Raw genomic sequence first — 20,635 nt, forward strand, 5'->3', positions numbered from 1 at the left:
GGGCGCCGCCTCTGGTGCGACCTCCGAGGCGTCAGGTGCCAACTACCGTGCTGCGCCGCTCCATGAGCAGGACGTCACGCCAGACGCCGTGATGGCATCCGACCCGCTCGCGCGTGCCCAGGACGCGGAAGCCCAACGCCTGGTGCAGGGTCAGGCTGGCGGTGTTCTCAGGAAAGATGCCGGTCTGAATGGTCCAGATCCCGGCGTCCTCGCCGGCGGCGATGAACGCGGTGAGCAGGGCGCGGCCGATGCCGTGGGCCTGGCAGCCGGGATGGACGTAGACGCTGTGCTCGATCACGCCCGCGTAGGCCGGACGCGTAGACACCAGGGAAGCGGCCGCCCAACCGACCACCTCGTTCGTCTCGGTGTCGACGGCGACGTAACGCAGATGCGGAAGCCTGCCGGCGGTGAAGCCCTCCCAGCTCGGCGCGACGGTCTCGAAACTGGCCTGACCGGTATCGAGACCGGCCTGGTAGATGGCCAGCACCTGAGCGGCATCGACCTCGCGCATCGGCCTGATCTCCAATCCGGGCCCGATGGACGGCTTGCGTGCCTGAACGATCGCCGAGTGCACGCCGTCTCCGTGGTCGGCGGTGCGGCGGATCGAGATGCCGACGAAGCCGGCCGCGCGAAGGAGGTCGCGGTACTCGTCGATCGTCAGCGACCCGGCCACGCAGCCGACCCGCTGTTCGGCGGCGGCCCGCCGTACCGGATCGACCGGCCCGTCGGTGACCACGTCGCTCACCCCGAACCTCCCGCCGGGCCGCAGGACCCTGAAGGCCTCGGCCAGGACGGCGGGCTTGTCGTCGGACAGGTTGATCACGCAGTTGGAGATGACGGCGTCCACGGAGTGGCCTGGCAGTGGGACGGCCTCGATCGTGCCGTGCAGGAACTCCACGTTTGTCGCGCCCGCCTGGGCGGCGTTGGCGCGGGCGAGCTCCAGCATGTCGGGGCTGGCGTCCAAGCCGTAGACCTTGCCGCACGGGCCGACCCTGCGCGCGGACAGCAGCACGTCGATACCCCCGCCCGAGCCGAGGTCGAGCACGGTCTCCCCGGAGCGCAACTCGGCGACGGCCACCGGGTCCCCACACCCCAGACTGGCCCGCAACGCCCCTTCGGGCACGCCGGAGGTGTCGCCGTATCCGGCCGTCCCGAAGCAACCCTGGTCGAAGTCATCCGCTTCGCAGTCCACGATCACCTTGCCGGTGAGGGCGGCCCGCGCCAGGCCCGAGTAGCGCTTCACGACCTCGTCATGTGCCATCGCGATCTCCTGTTCGGTCGCAAGCGGGCTCAACTATACATCGACAATCGACGATAAACGATAGAGAGTGAGGAAGGGAACCCTCAGGCGCCGTGGCCCGTACCACGCTCCCGCCGGACACGTGCCCGCACGACGCCGGGATACCATGCCGTGAAACGCACGGCGGCGATGATCGCGACGATCTGGATGATCCAGCCGGTCCAGAGGTTGTCCGGATCGCGCAGGACGAGATCCCCGTAGCCGCCCGCGACCGCCGCGACCAGGAACGCCAGCCCCCAGACACCGGTGATCACATAGTTGGTACGGAGGAAGTCCGGCGAGTGCCAGTACGCGCGGTCGACCTGCTCGCGGGCGTACTGGAGGGTGAACGGCATCCGCACCGCCATGGAACCGAAGGCGATAAGGACCAGCGCGATGTTCGACACCTCGCCCGCGTACGTCTCGAGCCAGCGGCGCGTGCCCGCGCTCGCGACCAGGCCCACAACCGCCAAGGCGGCGAAGAAGACCACTTCCGCGACCTCGAGCAGCTTCAGGGAACCACCCGGCCGGACGATCCGGCCCGCCACGACGAGAAGGACGGACACGGCCAGCGCGAGCACCACGGAGAGCTCGAACCGGCCGGGGCCGACGAGCACGGAGAAGATGATCCACGGGGCCATTCCGACGACGGGATTGTCCAGGACGCCGGCCGGCTTCCCGCTAGCATGGCCGTCCATAAGCGAACCTTCCGCAACGAGATCCTCACTCCCAGTGTGCCCCTCCCCCGCAGGCGGCTCCACACCACCCCGCCGCCCCCGGGCGAGGGATGCCGACACCCGCCGCGCCGAGACGCCCTCCGGCGTCATGGTTCGGTCAGAAGCTTTGAACACAGTGCAGGGCGGTGTGAGCGGGGGCAGCCCCGGGTCGGACGTGGTTGAGGCAGCCCCTCCCCAACTCTCGCTGTGCGCAGCCAAGTGATCATCTCGCCAGGTCCCACACCCACCGAGACGGCCGCGTGCGGGCTCCGAACAACGGTGCGGGCGACTGCGCGTCTTCAGGCGGGAGCTAGCCTGACAAGGTGAGCATTGCCGCTGGTAGCTACACGGTGGGACCCGACTCCGGTCGGCTCCTGGTCAATACGACGCGCACCGGGCTTGGCGCGAAGGCCGGCCATGATCTCACCATCGGGGTCACCCGCTGGCGTGGCGAGGCCACGATCGATCCCGCCGACCTGGCCGACTGCTCAGTGACCGTCGAGGTCGACGCCGAGTCGCTCGAAGTCCAGAAGGCGACCGGCGGGGTGAAGCCGCTGACGAGCTCCGACCGCGAGGAGATCGAGAAGATCGTTCGAGAGAAGATCCTTCACACCGAGCGCTACCCTACGATTTCGTTCCGGTCGTCACGGATTGAGGGAACTGCGGAGTCGTTCCGCGTCGAGGGCGACCTCACCATGGTCGGTGTCACACAGCCGGTCGCGATACAGGGCTCGCTGGCCGAGGGCCGTGTACACGGCTCGGCGGCCATCGTGCAGTCCCGATGGGGGATTCGGCCCTACTCGGCGTTGTTCGGCGCACTCAAAGTGAGCGACGAAGTGGAGGTGCAGTTCGACATCGGCCTCGAATCGAAGCAATGACAACAACCAGGCACGATCCTCATGCGCTCCCGGAAAGGGCGAACGGCTGCAGTGGAGAGCGGCCGTCTCTCATCTCCCAGCGTCTCTATGGCATTAAGTCCAATGTGATCAGTGGTCATAGGCGATCAGTGATCGGGTGACAGGGGCTGCGGTCTTCTTGGATCGCGTCCAGGTCGTACGGGTGGTCTTCGAGGTAGTGCATGACGGTCCGGGTGCGCTGCGCACTGCGCCGGCCGCCGTCGAGGTGGGTGTCGCTGACGAGGTACCGCCATGCGACCCCGTCCCCGCACGCCCCGCACCGGCGCTGACGATTCCCCGCCACGACCTTCGCCCCGGGCTCCCCGACGTCAGTGCCTTCCCCACCCGAGCCTGGCTCGCCTCCACACGCCGGGTCCTCACCCACGCCCGCCCCGAGGTCTTCGGCGCCGGAGACCCGCAGGGCCGGATCGAGCTGCGCAACGCGCTCGCCGACTACCTGGGCCGCACCCGCGGCGTGATTACGACCCCGGACCGAATCGTGATCACCTCCGGCTACTACCAGGGTCTGGGCCTGCTCTGCGGCGTATTGGCCACGGGCGGCACCAGCACCGCAGCCGTTGAGGACCCGGGCCACCATGTCTTTCGCGACGTCGTTCAACGCGCCGGGTTCACCACCCTCGCCCTGCCCGTTGATTCCCACGGCGCCCGCGTGGAGGCCCTGACACAGGAGGCGGGAGCCGTGTTCCTCACCCCCTCGTACCAGTACCCGACCGGCGTTCCGCTGTATCCAAGCCGCCGTCAGACCCTGTGCGCATGGGCGCGCTCCACGGGCGGCCTGATCGTCGAAGACGACCACGACGGCGAGTACCGCTACGACCGCCAACCCGTCGGTGCCCTCCAGGGCATCGCTCCCGACCAGGTCGTCTACTGTGGCACCGCGTCCAAGACCCTCGGCCCCGCCCTCCGCCTGGCCTGGATGGTCCTACCAGGGCTGAAGCGTTCTCATGTGGCGAGACCGAGTAGCTGAAGCCCGTCGCCTGGGTGGCTGCGGTAGTGGTCAGTGGCGGCGCTGATGTTGGTCCAGCCGATCAGGCGGGCCAGGCCGATGGCCAGGTTGCGCAGGCTCGCCAGGATGCGTGGAGCGGCGCCTTTCCGCACTCTGCAGGCGTCTTCGTGGTAGGTGACGTCGCGGATGTGGTGCAGGGCCTCGATGCTCCAGTGGCCGCGGATGAGGGTGGCGAGGTGGGCGTGGATGACCCGGCCCGGCGGGAGACTGGTGACGGCGTAGATCGTGACGATGGTGGTCTTGCCGCTCTTGTGGTCGGTGCGGCGGCGCTTGACCTGGATGGCCTGCAGGGCGTGCGGGAAGGGCAGGCCCGGGCGGGCGGTGCAGATCTTCATGCGGCGGATCTCGCGGCGGCCATGCCCGGTCTCGTCGGTGCGGTCATTGAGGATGGCCTCGCGCCAGGGCAGGGCCTTGAGTCGGCGGTGCAGGGTGGGCTGGTTGCCCTTGACGACGAGCAGGTAGTGGCCGCCGGCGGCGACGATCTGGCGGGCATGTTCGTGCTGGGTGTGCAGGGCGTCGGCGGTGATCACCACGCCGGACAGATTCAGGTCGGCCAGCAGCGGCGTGAACGCGGGGATCTCGTTGCTCTTGGCCTGGATCTGGGCTTGGGCCACGACGGTCTGGGTGTCGTGGCGGACGGCGGCCAGCAGGTGGGTTACGCCGTCACCGGTGCGGCTGCCGCGCAGCGTCTTGCCGTCCACGGCCAGGCCGAGTAGCGGTTGTCGGGTGCTGGGGGTGGGCGGTGCGGCGCAGGCGGCCAGCTTGGTCAGATAGGCGCAGGTCGCGGTGTCGAAGGCGTCGCCGTCCAGGCGGGCCAGCAGCCGTCCCAGGGTGCTGGCGGCCAGCCGCGTCGCGGCGGGCAGGCCGAGCTGGACGCGTAGTTCAGGGTCGCATCCGGTGATGAATCTGGTGATCTTCGCCAGGGAGGTGGCGCCGCCGAGTACGGCGAGCAAGGCTAAGGCCAGCAGCGGTCCGAGTTGGTAGCGGCGCCCGCGACGGTTACGTGGGTCGGGTACGGCATCCAGGACATCGGCCAACGCGGGCAGGTCGGTCAGGTCCGTCATCGGGTCGGTGGTGGTGACGTGCTCCAGGTGGCGGGAGAGCACGTCGATCGGGGAAGATGGCACGCGAACGCGGCCCCTGTTCTTGATCGACTGGCTAGACACCGACGATCATCAGGGGTCGCGTTTGTCATCTCCGCACCGGGGCGCCCTCAACCACCTGCCCGTCTACAGGGCTACGACCGTCTCACCAGCCGAGAACGCTTCAGCCCTGATGGTCCTACCGCACCACTTGGTGCCACCGGTGGTGCAGGCCAAACAGAAAGCAGACCTGTACACCGAGACCCTCGGCCAACTCATCCTCGCCGACCTGATCACCACCCACGCATACGACCGCCACACCCGTGCCGCCCGCCTGCGCTACCGTCGCCGTCGCGAACTTCTCCTTGACCGCATAGCCGCCATCCCCAGCCTTACCCCCCACGGGGTCCCCGCCGGCCTGCACACCCTCATCACCCTCCCTTCCGACGGCCCCACCGAACAGCAACTCCTGACCAGCTGCGCTCACCACGGCCTCGCCCTACGCGGCCTCACCGAACTAATCTGCGCCAGCCGAACGGCAAGATCAAGGTGCTGGCGGTTCCGGTTCTCGGTCACCTCTGAGCCGTCGTTGGCAGCCGACGTCAAGGCGCTGCTCGGCCCGGAAGCGATCGCGCTGTGAGCACCGGCCAACGGCGGGTGGACATCGTGTCCTCCCAGCAGTCGCTGACGTGCCCGCGCTGCGGCTAATCCGAGTAAGTCCTAATGCGGTTAGGGAGCAAGTCGTGCTGACGTAGGCCCCTTCACTGGCAGGTGCACCGACTCTGTCGGAGGTCAAGGTTGTGAACAAGGTGTCGAGGGCGGCCGGGTAGGCGTGTTCTGACGAGGCGGCGAAGCCGATCAGCAGGCCCCTGGGGGCGGTCGGTAGGGTCGTGGTGGCGGCAATGAATCCACCCCACGCCGCTCCAGCTCCCACAACAGGGTGCCCGGCCCCCACTGCGGATGAGTACGCCGCAGCTCACAGATCAGCGCCTCCACTGCCGTCGGCGTCTGCATTGGATGCGCCTTGGGCCGATGCGAACGATCCGCCAGCCCCGCCAGGCCGCCCTCCGCATAGCGGCGCACCCAGGTATGCACCGACTGACGCGACACCCCATACCGACCCGCCACGTCAGTGACCTTCGCCCCCGACAAACCTCGATCACCACGTGATAGCGCTGCTCCACGACGCTCAACTCCACCAATGCCATCCCGGCCTCCCCCGAAGCGTCGATAACGCCACGAGCAGGCACAGGAAACGATCAGGGTGTCAAGCATCAAGCGAGACAGGACACGTTGTCGTTTGGGATTCGACGTCCGTATTGAGTGAAGAGTGATCTTCAGGCGCGACCGGTGTTCCAGCTAAAGTTTGCCATATTGCCATAGCGCCTCTCTATGCATCGTGAATGGCGAGCACTGCATCTGCTTTTATCTAGGACGGAACAAATTCGACACGAAGTTGTATTGTTTTCTTGCCCGCCTAGCTGAGGCAGTTTGTCCAGTTCGGAGTATTGGCCGTATTGTGCCATTTCGATGAAATCGAAGAGCTTTCTGGGCGGCTCTTTGTCGTCAAAATCGAGCCGGAAGGGCATGTATAGGATCATCGAGTTTTCTTGGTTGCGAATACCCACCTGCCTCCCGGTGAACAGGGAGCGTTGCAGTGATGAAATGGCTGATAGCCATCGGGTCCATTGCGACCTGTTCTCATATTTAAGTGATATTTTCCATGCTGGCTCGACGTCGACGGCTATATGGGGGAGTAGCTTTCCTTTTCTGCTTCTGACGGGGAAAGAAAGCACCTCGGTCGTCTCGATGGTTCTTAGATATTCTGGCTCCACTGTTACGGGGTGAAGTGCGACCGTGCCGTCGAGTGGATCTAGCCGGAGCAGGGCATGTGAGGTTATATCTCTGCGCCCAACAATGCACTCATAGGGAATGTTCTTCCGGCGGTCTATAGACGCTGGCAATAGTAGGTCGAGCACATCGATTGCCTCTTGTGTGCGTTGGCGGCTTGGCGTCTGGTACTCATGCTCCATGACGTTGCGTTCTACGTTGAGATTCTTCAGGATGCTTAATGCAAGAATCCCTGCTTCGTTGAGTAGCTGTAGCTTCTTTGGGAAATTAAGGTTCCTGTTCCGGCTCAAGAGGCCGTAAGCGTGAAGCAGGTCGTCTACGATAGCATGGAGTGCTCGCTTTGAGTGTCCGAACGAATCGATCAGTTGACGTTCGGTATCACCGAAGGAATCGCGTGCAAATTCGCTGAATTGCTCTGCCGATAGACGCCGATCTGCCACCTTCGGGGCGTGCGCTAATAGCGAGTGGGTGATGTATCTAAACGAGTCTTCCTGGTCCCCTAATATGATTACTTCGAGCACGATGTCTCCACTAGAAGTTTTAGAAAGCTCACCAGAATACACGTATGCGGAGCTCGAGTCTAATGGGATTCAAGACATAAAGCTCGCAAAACGGAACTCGGTCGAAGTTGGCTAGACCTCTTCACCCGCCGCCCGCCCATGGGTTTAGCGATTCCGCCTGAGATGACTTCGTCTAATCCAGCAGGTCGGGTCGATGTACCGTGAGAGCGCGGCGAGCTGTGACGTAGCAACCAGGCGGTCCCGGCGTCCCAGTAGACGCTCTCCAGCACTATGCCTGCCTCGCCTGCCCACGGTGGCGGGAGGTGGGCGCCCTTGGCCTGTGGGGTGCCAGAAGTCGTGCAGGGGGGTTGACCTGGTCATCTGCCCTCGAAGCTCGTGTTCTCCCGGCTGCTGTATCTGATCTTTGTTCGTCTGATCGGCTGGCTGATGCTGCTGGCCCGGAGCGAAGTGTCCAAGGACCTGGAAATCTTGGTGTTGCGCCATGAGATCTCCGTGACCGCGACGGCAAGTTCTCCCGGGCGTTCGACGAGGTCCTGGCCGGCGCCGGCATCCGAATCATCACCACACCGCCCCGGTCGCCACGTGCGAACGCCTACGCCGAGCGGTTTGTCGGCACCGTCCGGCGCGAGTGCCTCGACCACGTGCTGATCCTCGGTGAACGTCACCTACGGAACCTGCTGGCCGAATACCAGCGGCACTACAACGAGCACCGTCCGCACCAAGCGCTCGGTCCGTTCCTCCCGGCAGCGGGCCAGCAGCGCGGCACGCAGCCGCTCCCGCGAGGTCTCCACCGGGCAGATCTTGTCGGCCGGCCAGAACGTCAGCTTGTCCTCATCGGCCACCATCGGCTCGCGAAAGCCGTGGAACCGGCGGATCTGCGCCCGGTGATACTCGATCGTGCTGCCCGACCAGCGGTACTCGGCGAACAGGGCCGCATTGACCTTCACCTGGCCGGCCATGTAGTCGACCGCGGCCCTCGGCATGTCCTCCCGGCGCGGGAAACGGCCCTCCTGCGCGAAGAACTTCAGCATCAGTGCGAATCCGAGACGGGTGGCACCGCTCTTGTTCGCCAGTAACTCGACCTCGGCCTCATCCAGTGTCCAGCACTCGATGAGGTCTTCCAGCTCCCACTCTCTGCGCATCGGCAGGGACCCTTTCTCCCCCGATGGCACTGAAGATTCGCAAGCACCGCGCTAGGCCACGGCCGCCGACACGTGCTGATCCCGACGCGGGCCAACGGCCAACCGGCCTTCGGCTGCTACCTACGTGACCCGCGGACGCCGATCCTGCACGCACACGGAGTGCTCGTACTGACCCTGACCGGCAACCGGATTACCGCGCTGACACGATTCCACGACAACTCACTTCTGACGATATTCGGGCTTCCCCGATCGCTACGCGCCTGATTGGTTGCGCATGAAAGGGCACAACCAGTCTCCGCCCGCGTATCCAGCGAATATTCCAGCAGAAGGAGAACGGTGAGTACCGACGGAGGACGGATGACGTCCAAGCAGGCATGGGTGTTGGGGCTTGCTTCACTGGCGTCGTTCATGATGGCCCTGGACAGCTTGGTCGTGACGACGGCACTCAGCACGATCAGGCAGGATCTGACGGCATCGATCGAAGCGCTTGAGTGGACTGTCAACGCGTACAACCTGACGTTCGCGGTACTGCTACTGACCGGAGCGGCACTGGGTGACCGGTTCGGTCGCCGCCGGATCTTTGTCGTCGGGCTGGCGGTGTTCACCATCGCGTCGGTGGCCTGCGCGCTGTCCCCGAACATCGGCACGCTGATCATGTCCCGGGCGTTGCAGGGTGCCGGTGCCGCGATGGTGCTGCCGCTGTCGCTCACCCTGATCAGTGCGATGTTCCCGCCGCAGCAGCGGGGCAAGGCGATGGGGTTGTACCTGGGCCTCACCGGTCTGGCGACGTTCAGCGGCCCGTTCATCGGTGGCGTCATCGCCCAAGGGCTGGCCTGGCAGTGGATCTTCTGGCTGAACCTGCCGCTCGGGGCGATCGCGATCACGCTCGCGGCGCGGCGCGTCGACGAGAGCGTCGGCCCGAACACCCGGCTCGACCTGATGGGGGTCGTGCTCGTGACCTTGGGCGCGTTCGGCATCGTCTGGGGTCTGGTCCGCGGAAACGCGGCGGGCTGGGGCAGCGCGGAAGTACTGAGCGCGATGGTGCTCGGCGTCGGGCTGGTGATCGCCTTCGTGCTCTGGGAACGACGCACGAAGGCGCCGATGCTGCCGATGCGGTTCTTCCGGCTGAGGGCGTTTGCCACGGCCAACCCGGCGAACTTCCTCGTGTGAGACTTGATCATCAGTCCTGGGCGAGGCGCAGCGTCTGGACGACCGCGACGGCCTCCTCCAGCAGGTCGACCGGACAGCCCCAGTAGTCATAGATGCCGCCGCGAGCCCGGTTGCTGCCGCAGACGACGAACACACCGGTCCCCAGCTCGGCTTTCAGATGGCCGGCCAGCCAGCCGACGAAGCCGCTGTTGTCGAGGTCGGCGGGGAAGTGGAAGGAGAAGATCCCGAATCGCTCGGCGTCTCCGCTTTCCTGAGGCAACGGGACGAGCCGGCTCCAGCTCTCGCTGTCGCGGACCACCGCCAGGGTGTCCGCGGTGAGGGCCGGCGGGCGGTCGGCGGGGAACTCCTCGAAGCACCACACACCGTCGTGGACGGTGAGGTCGGCCAGCGTGATCACACGGCGGAGGCGCTCGTCAGTCTGTTCCGGAGTCTCACTGCTGACGCTGACCATAGGTTGAGGCCCCCGCTTCCTTCAGACGGTTCTGATCTCCGGACGGCCGCCATCCTCGCACGCCCACCGAACCCGAAGGCCCGCACCCTGGTGCGGGCCTTCGCGTGCTGTCAGCCCAGCATCTCCGGACGAAGCCTGGCCCATTCCAGTGAGTGCCTGATGCCCTCCGCCACCGTGTGGCGCGGCTCCCATTCCAGGAGCCGTCGCGCCAGGTCCGTGCGGGCGTAGGCGCCCGCCACGTCACCAGGCCGCGGCCCGGTCTCGACGACCTCGATGGGCCGCTCGACGACCTCGTTGAAGGCGTCCACCAGCTCCCGCACCGTCGTGCCCGTCCCGGTGCCGAGGTTGATGACGTCCTCGGTGAAGGTGTCGAACCGCTCGAGAGCCGCCACGTGGGCAGTGGCGAGGTCCCAGACGTGAATGTAGTCGCGGATGCCCGAGCCGTCGCGGGTCGGCCACGAGGTGCCGGTGAGCCGGAACGGCGTGCCCTCCTCCCACGCCTCGATCATCTTGCCGAGCGCGTGGCTCGGCCTGGGCAGCTGCAGCCCGGTGCGCATCTTCGGGTCGGCGCCGATCGGGTTGAAGTAGCGCAGCGACAGGATCCTGATCGGCTGGGTGGCGCAGATGTCGGCGAACATCCCCTCGCAGACGGCCTTGGTGCGCGCGTAGGGGCTCTGCGGCGCCAGGGCCGAGCTCTCGTCGACGGTGAAGTCGTCGCCCGCCGCGTAGATCGCGGCCGAGGAGCTGAAGATCATCTTCCGGCAGCCGTTGCGCAGGAGGTGCGCGACGAACTCGAGGCTCTTGGACACGTTCGCGCGGTAGTAGCCGACGGGGTCGGCCACCGAGTCGGGCACCACGATGAGCGCCGCGCAGTGGACGACGGCCTCGATGTCGGGGTGCTCGGCGAAGATCGTGTCGATCAGGCCGCCGTCCGCGATGTCGCCCTCGTAGAAAACGCGCCCCCGTGCGAACTCCGCGCGCCCGGTGACCAGGTTGTCGAGGATGATCGGCGTGATGCCCGCGTCGAGGCAGGCCGAGGCGACCGTGCTGCCGATGTATCCGGCCCCGCCGGAGATGAGGACCTTCACGGCGCGACCCGCCCGTTGGCCACGAACGCGGCGTGGGTGAGGGGCATGAGCTCGGCCCACGCGGCCTCCATCTTCTCGGCCACCATCTCGATCTCGCGCTGTGGGAAGGAGGGCACCTTGGCCTGCTCGTTCTTGGTGCGCAGCGACAGGAAGTGCATGAGGGAGCGGGCGTTGCAGGTGGCGTACATCGAGGAGAACAGACCGACGGGCAGGACGGCGCGGGCGACCTCGCGGGCGACGCCCGCCTCCAGCATCTCCTGGTAGGCGGCGTAGGCCTGCCGGTAGGCGCCCTCCATCGCCTCGGTGACCACCTTGTGCTGCTCGGGCGAGCCCTCGACGAAGACGTAGCGGCCGGGCTTGCCCTCCTGGACGAGCTTGCGCTCCTGGCCCGGCACGTAGAAGACGGGCTGGAGCTCCCGGTAGCGGCCGCTCTCCTCGTTGTAGGACCAGCCGACCCTGTGCCGCATGAACTCCCGGAACACCAGGATCGGGGCGCTGACGAAGAAGGTCATGGAGTTGTGCTCGAAGGGGCTGCCGTGCCTGTCACGCATCAGGTAGTTGATCAGACCCTTGGACCGCTCGGGGTCCTTGCCGACCTCTTCGAGGGACTGCTCCCCCGCGGTCGACACCCTGGCCGCCCAGAGCACGTCCGTGTCGGACGCGCTGTGTTTGACGAGTTCGACCGTGACGTCGTTCAGGAAACGCGGCTCGTCGCTCACTTAGTGGCTCCCCCTTGTGCTCGGCGTGCTGGCCGCCCGCCATAGTACGCCCTGCCCCGGCCAAGGGCAGGTCTCGGAGCCAGTCTCTCGCGACGTGAACGTGCTCCGGATCGGAGGGCCGCCGGACTCCGGCAGGACGACCGTGGCCGACTCCGACGCCCGTACCTGGGCGCGGCGGTGGCCTCGTCGGCGGGTAGGTGGACGATCAGGCACCGCCGTACGGGATCCTTGGTCTCTCCGGACAGTTCCTGGCGGAGGCTCCGCGGGACGGCCGTCGCTCACGTGCTGGAGCTGTGGGCGGCCTTCCCCTGAGCCAGCAGCCGTTCGGCCTCCTCGTCGGTGAGCGACTCCAGCAACCGGTGCATCTCCTGCTCGGCGAGCACCGCCAGGTTGGCGATGGAGAAGTCGTCGAAGGCCCGCTCCGGTGAGACGGTGACACCCAGCGCGCGATTGACGTCGATCAGGATCTGGTTGGCCATCACCGAGTCCCCGCCGAGCTCGAAGAAACCATCTCGGACGCCGATGGGCTGGATGCTCATCGCCTTCTGCCAGATCGCCGCGATCTGCCGCTCCAGGTCGTTGCGCGGCGCGAGGTATTCCGTCGCCAGGTCGGGCCGATGCGAGGACTGCGTGCCGATGGACCGCAGCCGGTCCACCTCGGCCGTGGCGATCTCGGACAGGAACGACCTTCCCGTGTCGGACGGATAGAACTGCGCCAGGTTCCGCAGGTCGAACGGCAACACCACGGGTTGCACGCGCTCACCCGCCGCCAGGCCGGCGAACGCGCTCACCCCGGCGTCCGGAAGGATTGCCCTGGCCGCGGTGCGCAGCTCGCGGTCGGAGTCGGTCTCCCAGCTCGCCGCCATGCCCGCCGCCCAGGGTCCCCAGTCGAAGCTGACCGCGGGCAACCCTTCGGCCCTGCGGTGGTGGGCCAGGGCGTCGAGGAAGGCGTTGGCCGCCGCGTACCCCGCCTGGCCCGGCGAGCCGAGCACCCCAGCGGCACTGGAGAAGCAGGCGAACCAGTCCAACTCATCACCCGAGGTCAGCTCGTGCAGGTGCCAGGCGCCCGACACCTTGGGGCCGAAGACGTCCTGCACTCCGCGGGCGTCGAGGTCGAGCAGCGGGCCGTTGTGCAGCAGCCCGGCCGCATGCACGACGCCGCGCAACGGCCCGGCCGCCCGGGCCTGCCGCAACGCGCCGTCGAGCTGCTCGCGGTCGGACACGTCCGCGGCCAGGACCCGCACGTCCACGCCGCGCGCCCGCCACGCGGACACCTCGGCGCCCTCCCGCTTCGTCCTGCCGATCAGCACGAGCCGGCGGGCGCCGAGCTCGACCAGGTGAGCGGCCACCTGCAGGCCCAGCGCGCCGGTGCCGCCGGTGATGGCGTAGACACCGTCGGCGCGGACCGTGATCTGCGGGCCCACCGGCCGGTCGTCGGGCGCGATCCGCCTGATGTACCGCAGGCCGGACCGGTAACCGACCTCGGCGTCCTCCCAGCGCGCCGCCAGCTCCTCGCGGACCGTGGAAACCGGGTCCGGATCGTCAGGGTCGAGGTCGAGGCAGAGGAACTCCAGCGAGGGGTGCTCCAGCGGGATCACCTTCGCCAGCCCCCAGACGGCCGCGGCGAACGGATCGCGCACCGGGTGCTCGCCCACGGGCTGGGCGCCGGTGGTGGCGAAGAGCACCCTCGGGCTCTGCTCGGCGATGCCGTACGCCAGCGCCCGCAGCAGCAGCGCGGCGGACAGCACCCCCGTGTCCGCGTCGGCGCCGGGCAGATGGATCACCCCGCGCAGCGGGCCCGTGGCCACCAGGTGGTTCACCAGCTGCCGGTAGTGGCCGGGCCGGCGGGGGTCGATCGAGAGCTCCTCGGCATCCAGCCTGAGCTCTCCGTTCGCCCGGCAGATCCGGAATCCCGCGCGCTCCGCCAGCTGTTCCGCGAGCCGCTCACCCGGCGAGGCGATCACCACCCAGCCGCTGGGGAACAGCCCGGTCGGGCAGGCGGGGATGGGCCGGAGGCGCCAGGCCACCTGGTAGAGCCGAAGTCCGGGCAGGCGCGTGGCCTGTTCGTCCAGTACGGCACGCCGCAGGGTGAGCCCGGTGACGCGGGCCACCGGTGCCCCGTCCTCACCGGTCAGGTCGAGGTCCGCGGTCAGCTCCGCCCCGCCCGATGTTCCGAGCGTGACGTGCACGTGCGTGGCCGCGCTCGGCTCGGCCCACCACGTCAGCTCCTCGACGGCGACGGGAAGGGCGGGGCCGTGGCCCGGATCGACGAGCGCGGCGACCACGTGGAAGGCCGCGTCGAGCAGGCGGATGCGATCCCCGCCGCCGGCGAGCACGCCCAGTGCCTCGTCGGTTCCCCTCCACACCCGCTCGACCCCGCGGAAGGCGGGCCCGTAGTCGAGGCCGTGCCGGCGCAGCAGCTCGTACAGCTCGGCGCCCGCGACCTCACGTGGGCAGCGTGCCCGCAGGAGCGCCAGGTCCAGCGGAGCAGGGGCGGGCGCGGCGGCCACGAGACGTCCCGCCGCGTGCTCGCGCCATTGGCCGTCGTCATCGTGGGCGTGGACGGTGACCGTCCGCCGCGCCCTGTCGAGCGTCGTCTGCAAGCGGCGGCGTCGGCCGAGCACCAGCGGGCGGTGCAGGCGCAGCCCGGCCACCGCCTCGTGCCGCCCGCCCGCGCGGCGCAGCAGGTCCGCGTAGCCCGCCGCAGGGAAGATCACCTGCTCGCCGACCTTGTGGTCGGAGAGGTACGGCAGCGCCACCGGGTCCAGGTCGCCCTGCCAGATCGTGTGGTCCGGTGACGTGGCCAGGTCGAGCAGGCCGCCCAGCAGCGGGTCGGCACCGGCACGGCGATCGCCCGAAGGCCGGTCCAGCCAGAAGCGGCGGCGACGCCACGGCGTGACCGGGGCGCTCACGACGGGCGAGCCGGACGGGTAGAGGCGCTGCCACCGGATGGCCGCGCCCAGCCCGAACAACGCGGCCAGCGTGCGCAGCAGGGCAAGCTGTTGCTGATCGCTCTCGTCGACGCAGCTCAGCACCCGCGCGCGGGTTCCGGCCAGGGCGCGGAGAGAGGCCTGGAGGACCGGCTTCGGTCCGACCTCGAGCAGCACGTCCACGCCGTCGTCCAGCGCGGCGGTGACCGCGTCGGCGAACAGGACGGGCTCCCGGACGCCGCGGCCCCAGCGCTCGCCGTGCGGCCCGGCCACCCGGCGGCCGGTGATCGTGGAGTAGAGCGGCACCTCCGGCTCGTGCGCGGCCAGCCCGGCCTGCTCGGCCGCGAGCAGCTCGGCGGCCCGCGCCATCGACGAGGAGTGGAAGGCGTAGGCGACGGGCAGTCGCCTGGCGAAGACCCCGGCCTCGGTCAGGTCCCGCGCCACCTTCTCCAGCCTGGCGGCGGAACCGGCCAGCACGGTCGCGGTGGGTGCGTTCACCGCGGCCACCTCTACGCCGTCCTCGCACCACCGGCGTGCCTCGGCGACGGGCAGGCCGACGGCGAGCATGCCGCCGCCGGGTGCGGCCTCGGCCATGAGCCGCCCGCGCGAGACGGCCAGCCGCATCCCCGCCTCCAGGTCCAGTTCACCGGCCGTCACCGCGGCGGAGATCTCGCCCACGCTGTGCCCGACCACGGCGTCGGGCACGATGCCGTAGGAGCCGAGGAGCTCCGCCAGGGCGATCTGCACGGCCACGATCAGCGGCTGGGCCACCGCGGTGTGCTCGAGGTCCACCGGCTCGCCGCCGTCGAGGGCCGCTTCGATCGACCAGTCCAGCAGCTCGCGCACCGCCTCGTCGCAGCGGCGGATCACCGAGCGGAACAGCGGCTCGTCGGCCAGCAGCGTACGGCCCATGCCGGGCCACTGGCTGCCCTGGCCGGAGAAGGCGAAGGCGATGCGCGGCGGTGCGGCGGGGGCCGCAGACACCTCGGACAGGCCTGTGGAAAGGGCCCGGCGCAGCTCGGCCGGACGGCGCGCGACCACGGCCGTCCGGTAGGGGCGGTGATGCGTGCGCCGGGTGGCCATGGTGGCGGCCACCGCGAGGATCTCCGCCTCGTCGGCGGATTCGAGGCGGCGTGCCGTACGGGAGACGAGTTCGGACAGTTCGTCGCGACCGCGCGCCGTGAGGGGGAGCAGCAGGGGGTCTTCGCTTGGGGACGCCGGCGCGGTGGCCGGAGCCTGGCCGACGACGACGTGGGCGTTGGTCCCTCCGAACCCGAAGCTGCTCACGCCCGCGAGGCGAGGCCCGTCCGGCCAGCTCACCGAACGGGCGGCCACCCGGAGCCGGTGCTCGTCGAAGGGGATGCGCGGGTTCGGGGTGGAGTAGTGGAGGCTGGGCGGGATGAGGCCGTGGTGCACGGCCAGGACCGTCTTGATCAGTCCGGCGACCCCGGCCGCGGCCTCCAGATGCCCGATGTTGCCCTTGACCGAGCCGATCAGGCACTCGCCCGCCTCGGGACCGCGGGCCGCGGCGAGCGAGCCGGCCTCGATGGGGTCGCCGAGCGGGGTTCCGGTGCCGTGACACTCCACGTACTGGGCATCGGCGGGGGCCAGTCCGGCATCGGCGTAGGCATCGTGCAGGACGGCTCGCTGGGCGGCCGGGTTGGGAGCGGTGAGGCCGTTGGACGCGCCGTCCTGGTTCACCGCGCTCCCCCTGAGGACGGCGTAGATCCGGTCTCCCGCGGCCAGCGCGTCTTCCAGGCGCTTGAGCACGACGACGCCGCAGCCTTCACCGCGCACGTAGCCGTTGGCCGCGGCGTCGAACGGCTTGCAGCGGCCGTCGGGGGCGAGCATGCCCGCTTTGCTCAGCCCGATGGAGGCTTCCGGCTCGATCAGCGCGTTCACCCCGCAGGCGAGGGCCAGGTCGCAGTCTCCTGCGCGCAGGGCGCGGATCGCCAGGTGGGTGGCGACCAGCGAGGAGGAGCAGGCTGTGTCCACCGCGACGCTGGGGCCGCGCCAGTCGTAGAAGTACGACAGCCTGTTGGCCGCGACCGCGAAGGAGTTGCCCGTCGCCGTGTGGGCGCTGATGCGGTCGGGGTCGGACAGCTGGCGGTGGGCGTAGTCGCCGGTGGCAATGCCGACGAACACTCCGGTGCGTGAGCCCCTCAGGCGGCTCGGTGGGCTGCCCGCGTCCTCGGTGGCGTCCCAGCTGGTTTCCAGCAGCAGACGCTGCTGCGGGTCCATGCGCAGCGCCTCCGCCTCCGAGATGCGGAAGAAGGCGGCGTCGAAGTCGGCCAGGCCGTCCAGGAAGCCGCCTCGGGTGCTGATCAGCTTTCCGGGTGTGCTCGGGTCGGGGTCCACCACTCCATCGGGCCACCGGTCCGGTGGTACCTCCCGCACCGCCTCGGTGCCGGTCAGCAGGAGCTTCCAGTACTCCTCGGCGTCCGCCGCGCCGGGCATGCGGCATGCCAGTCCGACCACGGCGATCGGGCCGCCGGCCGGACCGGCCGCGGCCATGACGGCGGCGCGCGCTGCGGCCTCAGCGGGGCGGCGCAGGTGGGCGGCGAGCGTGGCGATCGTCGAGTGCTCGAACAGCAGCGCGGGGTCGACGACGCGCCCCAGCCTGCGGCCGACACGCTCGGCCAGCTCGGCGACGCGCACCGAGTCGAGGCCGTTGGCCGCGAAGGTCTGCTCGGGGTCGGCGACCTTCCGTCGGCCCAGCTCGGCGACCTGGGCGGTGAGCCACTCCTGCAGATCATCCCGGTTCACGAGACATCACCGTCCGTGTGCAAGATCGTGATTTCTCCGTTGTGCAGCGCGTCCCTGGTCGCCGACCGGCGCGGCTTGCCGCTGGAGGTCTTGAGCACGCTGCGAGGCGGCACCAGGTACAGCCGCGAGACCGGCACCTGCTGGTCGGCGAGGACCGCCCCGGTGATCGCCGCAGCCAGGCCACGCAGCTCCTCGGGGTCCCGCGTGGTGACCTCCTGGAGCAGCGCGACACCCTCGCCGTCCGCACCGAGGATCGAGAACGCCACCCCGCCACCCGGGCGCAGGCGGCGGTCCACCTGCTGGGCCACCCGTTCGATGTCGTGGGGGTGGACGTTGCGGCCACGGACGATCACCACGTCCTTGCGCCTGCCGGTGACGAACAGCCGCCCGTCGAGCATCACCCCGAGGTCGCCGGTGCGCAGGTAGCTCGAGTCCGTGGCCGGCAGCCGGGCGCCGAACGCCGCGCCGGTCTCCTCGGGTTTGCGCCAGTAGCCGTCGGCCACGCTGGGCGCCGAGGCCCAGATCTCGCCCACCGCGCCGTCGGGCAGCTCCCGCCCCGAGCCGGCATCCACGATCCGCACGTCGTGACCGGGGGGCAGGCCACCCGCGTCGGCCAGCTCGACCGCACGCGGATCGCCGGGGTCGCACTCCACGGCCTTGCCCTCGCCGAGCTCGGCGCGTAGGACATGGGTGGACCGCGGCTCGCCGCGCCGCGCGCCGGTCACGAGCAGGCTCGCCTCGGCCAGGCCGTAACAGCCGACCACCGTGCCCGGCCGCAGGCCACTGGGCGCGAAGGCGGCCTCGAAGGCCCGCAGCACGTCCAGGTTGATGGGTTCGGCCCCGTTGAAGGCGACCTCCCAGCTGGACAGGTCGAGCCGGTCGGGCGAGATCGCCTCGGCCCGCCGGGTGCACAGGTAGTAGGCGAAGCTGGGACCGCCGCTGATCGTGCCGCCGACCCTGCTGATGAGCTCCAGCCACCGTAGCGGCCGGTGCAGGAAGTGCAGCGGGGACATCAGGTAGCAGGACATGCCGCGGAACAGCGGGTAGAGCACGGTGCCGATGAGGCCCATGTCGTGATAGAGCGGCAGCCACGAGACCACCGTCCCGGTGGCGGGCCGGCCGGTGAACCAGTCCATCGAGGCCAGGTTGCCGAGCAGGTGCCGATGGCGCAGCACCACCCCCTTGGGCGACCCGGTGGAACCAGAGGTGTATTGGAGCATGGCCACGGAGTCGGGCCGGACCCTGGGAGCGCGCCACGCGTCCGCCGGCCTTTCATCGGGCACCAGCCACGGCAGCCCCCTGAGCTCGGCCACGCCCGCGGCGGCCTCGGCGAGGGCGACCGTCAGCGGGGAGGCGAGCACCGCCTCGGCCCCGCAGTCGGCGGCCACCCGGGCCACGCTCGCGAGCCCGGCTTCGGGCCGCGAGGGCGTGGGCGGGTAGACGGGCACCGCGACGACGCCCGCGAACAGGCAGCCGAAGAATGCGGTCAGGAAGTCCAGGCCGGGTTCGAAGACCAGCAGCACCCGCCCGCCCGGAGCGACGCGCTCGCCGAGCATCGCGCCGATGGCGGCGGCCCGCTGCTCCAGCTCGCCGTACGTCACCGACCTGAGGTCCTGCTCCCCGTCCACGAGGAAGCCGTAGGCGTGTCCGTCACCGCCGGCCTGCGCGCGCTCCCGGACCAGCCCGACCAGGGTGTCAGCCATGAGCCGGCCTCTCCTCGCTGCCCGCGCCGCCGATGTGCAGCCGCCACAGCGAGGCGGCGTCCAGCGCGCGCTGGGTGCCGACCTGCTGCACGGTGACCCCGTCCCGTTCCCACAGCCGCGGGTACGACTCCACGACCGGGGGCGGCACGTCCTCGATCGGCGTGACCTTGTCCATCGCCTTGTCGATGTAGGGCGCCAGGTCGGCCTGCTTGGCCCGCTCGCGCTCGACGTGCCGTTCGGCGAACTCGGGCAGCACCCGGCGACCGAGCAGGTCCAGGGACTCGCAAATGTGCTCGTGCTCGTACCGGCCGCCTTGCTGGAGCAGGATGAGCTGGTCCACCCCGGCCTCTTCCAGCCCGCGGAAGTGCTCGGCCGCCTCCTCGGGGGAGCCGACCGCCCCCAGCCCTGCCATCGGCTCGGGCTCGCTGCGCTTGAACTCCTCCCACAGGTTGGTACGGCCTGGCACGTGCGCGCCGAATCGGTAGTAGTGCGCCAGCGCCCACTTGAAGAACTGCTGCCCCTCGACGCCGCGGGCGCGGGCGAGGTCGCCGTCCTCGTTGACCATGACCCCGGCCAGCATCGCGATGTTGGGGTTGACGGCCTGCCCGATGGGCTGACACTCGCGCTTGAAGGTGTCGTAGTACTCACGCACCCAGAACCGCGCCTCCCCCGCGTCCATGAAGGAGAAGGTCAGCGCGCCCATGCCGAGCCGGGCGGCCAGCTTGAGCGTGTCGCGGTTGGTGCAGGCCACCCAGAGCGGCGGGTGGGGCCGCTGGACGGGCTTGGGCACCACGTTGCGCGGCGGCATCGAGAAGTATTCACCCTGATGTCCTGGGTACGGCTCCGCCGTCATCATCCGGGCCGCCTCGCGCACGCCTTCGGCCCACATGGCGCGTTTCTCGATGTAGTTGACCCGGAAGCCCTCCAGCTCGAGCCGGGAGCTGGACTCCCCGGTGCCCCACTCGACCCGCCCGCCGCTGACCAGGTCGAGCATGGAGATGCGCTCGGCCACCCTGGCGGGATGGTTGTAGGCGGGCGGCATGAGCGTGATGCCGTGTCCCAGCCGCATGCGCTTGGTGCGCTGGCTCACCGCGGCCAGGAACACCTCGGGGGCGGTGGAGTGGGAATACTCCTCCAGGAAGTGGTGCTCCTGCGCCCAGGCGTACTCGATGCCCGCGGCCTCGCCCAGCTCAGCCCATTCCAGGGCGTTGGAGACCAGCTCCTGCTCGCTGTCCGGGCGCCAGGGCCGGGGCAGCTGGAGCTCAAAGAACATGCCGAACCGCATGGCTCACCT

The 20,635-nt window shown here is 69.2% G+C and carries 15 protein-coding genes and 2 pseudogenes; 5 read left to right on the top strand and 12 right to left on the bottom strand.

Annotated elements, in window-relative coordinates; translation table 11 throughout:
• Positions 1-31: 31 nt before the first annotated feature.
• Positions 32-1,261: a GNAT family N-acetyltransferase gene (locus H4W81_RS47250; protein WP_225958648.1), complete on the bottom strand. Its 1,230-nt coding sequence runs from the start codon at positions 1,259-1,261 to the stop codon at positions 32-34.
• A gap of 83 nt (positions 1,262-1,344) precedes the next feature.
• Positions 1,345-1,977, bottom strand: a complete 633-nt coding sequence (locus H4W81_RS15900) for a hypothetical protein (protein WP_192775519.1) — start codon at positions 1,975-1,977, stop codon at positions 1,345-1,347.
• A gap of 341 nt (positions 1,978-2,318) precedes the next feature.
• Here H4W81_RS15900 and H4W81_RS15905 point away from each other — a divergent pair, with 341 nt between their 5' ends.
• Together H4W81_RS15905 and H4W81_RS15910 are read left to right on the top strand one after the other, a co-directional pair.
• Complete coding sequence (locus H4W81_RS15905) at positions 2,319-2,873, top strand: YceI family protein (protein ID WP_192775520.1); 555 nt, start codon at positions 2,319-2,321, stop codon at positions 2,871-2,873.
• 157 nt (positions 2,874-3,030) lie between these two features.
• A complete protein-coding gene (locus H4W81_RS15910) occupies positions 3,031-3,879 on the top strand; it encodes an aminotransferase-like domain-containing protein (RefSeq protein WP_192775521.1) in 849 nt (282 codons plus the stop codon).
• On the opposite strand, the gene H4W81_RS15915 is transcribed toward H4W81_RS15910, so the two are convergent.
• Positions 3,855-5,045, bottom strand: a complete 1,191-nt coding sequence (locus H4W81_RS15915; RefSeq protein WP_192774199.1) for an ISAs1 family transposase — start codon at positions 5,043-5,045, stop codon at positions 3,855-3,857. The two genes, H4W81_RS15910 and H4W81_RS15915, sit on opposite strands and share 25 nt — an antisense overlap.
• A 178-nt stretch (positions 5,046-5,223) precedes the next feature.
• Here H4W81_RS15915 and H4W81_RS15920 point away from each other — a divergent pair, with 178 nt between their 5' ends.
• On the top strand, positions 5,224-5,640 hold the full coding sequence (locus H4W81_RS15920; RefSeq protein ID WP_192775522.1) for an aminotransferase-like domain-containing protein: 417 nt from the start codon (positions 5,224-5,226) through the stop codon (positions 5,638-5,640).
• A gap of 257 nt (positions 5,641-5,897) precedes the next feature.
• Here H4W81_RS15920 and H4W81_RS15925 read toward each other — a convergent pair.
• Both H4W81_RS15925 and H4W81_RS15930 read right to left on the bottom strand, forming a co-directional pair.
• A pseudogene (locus tag H4W81_RS15925) lies at positions 5,898-6,193 on the bottom strand (helix-turn-helix domain-containing protein); the annotation flags it as partial.
• 144 nt (positions 6,194-6,337) lie between these two features.
• Complete coding sequence (locus H4W81_RS15930; protein ID WP_192775524.1) at positions 6,338-7,372, bottom strand: hypothetical protein; 1,035 nt, start codon at positions 7,370-7,372, stop codon at positions 6,338-6,340.
• A gap of 557 nt (positions 7,373-7,929) precedes the next feature.
• Here H4W81_RS15930 and H4W81_RS50075 point away from each other — a divergent pair.
• Positions 7,930-8,043 (top strand): annotated as a pseudogene (locus H4W81_RS50075) (integrase core domain-containing protein); the annotation flags it as partial.
• Here the strand turns inward: H4W81_RS50075 and H4W81_RS47260 are convergent.
• On the bottom strand, positions 8,038-8,514 hold the full coding sequence (locus H4W81_RS47260) for a DUF4158 domain-containing protein (protein ID WP_225958649.1): 477 nt from the start codon (positions 8,512-8,514) through the stop codon (positions 8,038-8,040). The pseudogene H4W81_RS50075 and the gene H4W81_RS47260 sit on opposite strands and share 6 nt — an antisense overlap.
• 357 nt (positions 8,515-8,871) lie before the next feature.
• On the opposite strand from H4W81_RS47260, the gene H4W81_RS15940 reads away from it, so the two are divergent.
• Positions 8,872-9,684: an MFS transporter gene (locus H4W81_RS15940; RefSeq protein WP_225958650.1), complete on the top strand. Its 813-nt coding sequence runs from the start codon at positions 8,872-8,874 to the stop codon at positions 9,682-9,684.
• 10 nt (positions 9,685-9,694) lie between these two features.
• Here H4W81_RS15940 and H4W81_RS15945 read toward each other — a convergent pair whose 3' ends face one another.
• The 6 genes from H4W81_RS15945 to H4W81_RS15970 all read right to left on the bottom strand — a co-directional run bounded on the left by H4W81_RS15945 (position 9,695) and on the right by H4W81_RS15970 (position 20,626).
• Positions 9,695-10,135: a DUF6196 family protein gene (locus tag H4W81_RS15945; RefSeq protein ID WP_192775525.1), complete on the bottom strand. Its 441-nt coding sequence runs from the start codon at positions 10,133-10,135 to the stop codon at positions 9,695-9,697.
• Positions 10,136-10,245: 110 nt separating this feature from the next.
• Complete coding sequence (gene galE / locus H4W81_RS15950) at positions 10,246-11,223, bottom strand: UDP-glucose 4-epimerase GalE (RefSeq protein WP_192775526.1); 978 nt, start codon at positions 11,221-11,223, stop codon at positions 10,246-10,248.
• Positions 11,220-11,942: an FAD-dependent thymidylate synthase gene (thyX, locus tag H4W81_RS15955; RefSeq protein ID WP_192775527.1), complete on the bottom strand. Its 723-nt coding sequence runs from the start codon at positions 11,940-11,942 to the stop codon at positions 11,220-11,222. The genes galE and thyX overlap by 4 nt, the downstream gene beginning before the upstream one ends.
• Before the next feature lie 278 nt (positions 11,943-12,220).
• Positions 12,221-17,638 (bottom strand): type I polyketide synthase, encoded by a 5,418-nt coding sequence (locus H4W81_RS15960; RefSeq protein WP_192775528.1) that lies wholly within the window; start codon positions 17,636-17,638, stop codon positions 12,221-12,223.
• Positions 17,635-19,341 carry a fatty acyl-AMP ligase gene (locus H4W81_RS15965; RefSeq protein WP_192775529.1) on the bottom strand — a complete coding sequence of 569 codons (1,707 nt, stop codon included), beginning with the start codon at positions 19,339-19,341 and terminating at the stop codon, positions 17,635-17,637. The genes H4W81_RS15960 and H4W81_RS15965 overlap by 4 nt, the downstream gene beginning before the upstream one ends.
• The gene (locus H4W81_RS15970; RefSeq protein WP_192775530.1) at positions 19,334-20,626 is read right to left on the bottom strand and encodes an LLM class flavin-dependent oxidoreductase; all 1,293 of its coding nucleotides are present in this window, start codon (positions 20,624-20,626) and stop codon (positions 19,334-19,336) included. The genes H4W81_RS15965 and H4W81_RS15970 overlap by 8 nt, the downstream gene beginning before the upstream one ends.
• Positions 20,627-20,635 lie beyond the last annotated feature (9 nt).

The sequence above is a fragment of the Nonomuraea africana genome, from assembly GCF_014873535.1.
Lineage (GTDB): Bacteria > Actinomycetota > Actinomycetes > Streptosporangiales > Streptosporangiaceae > Nonomuraea > Nonomuraea africana.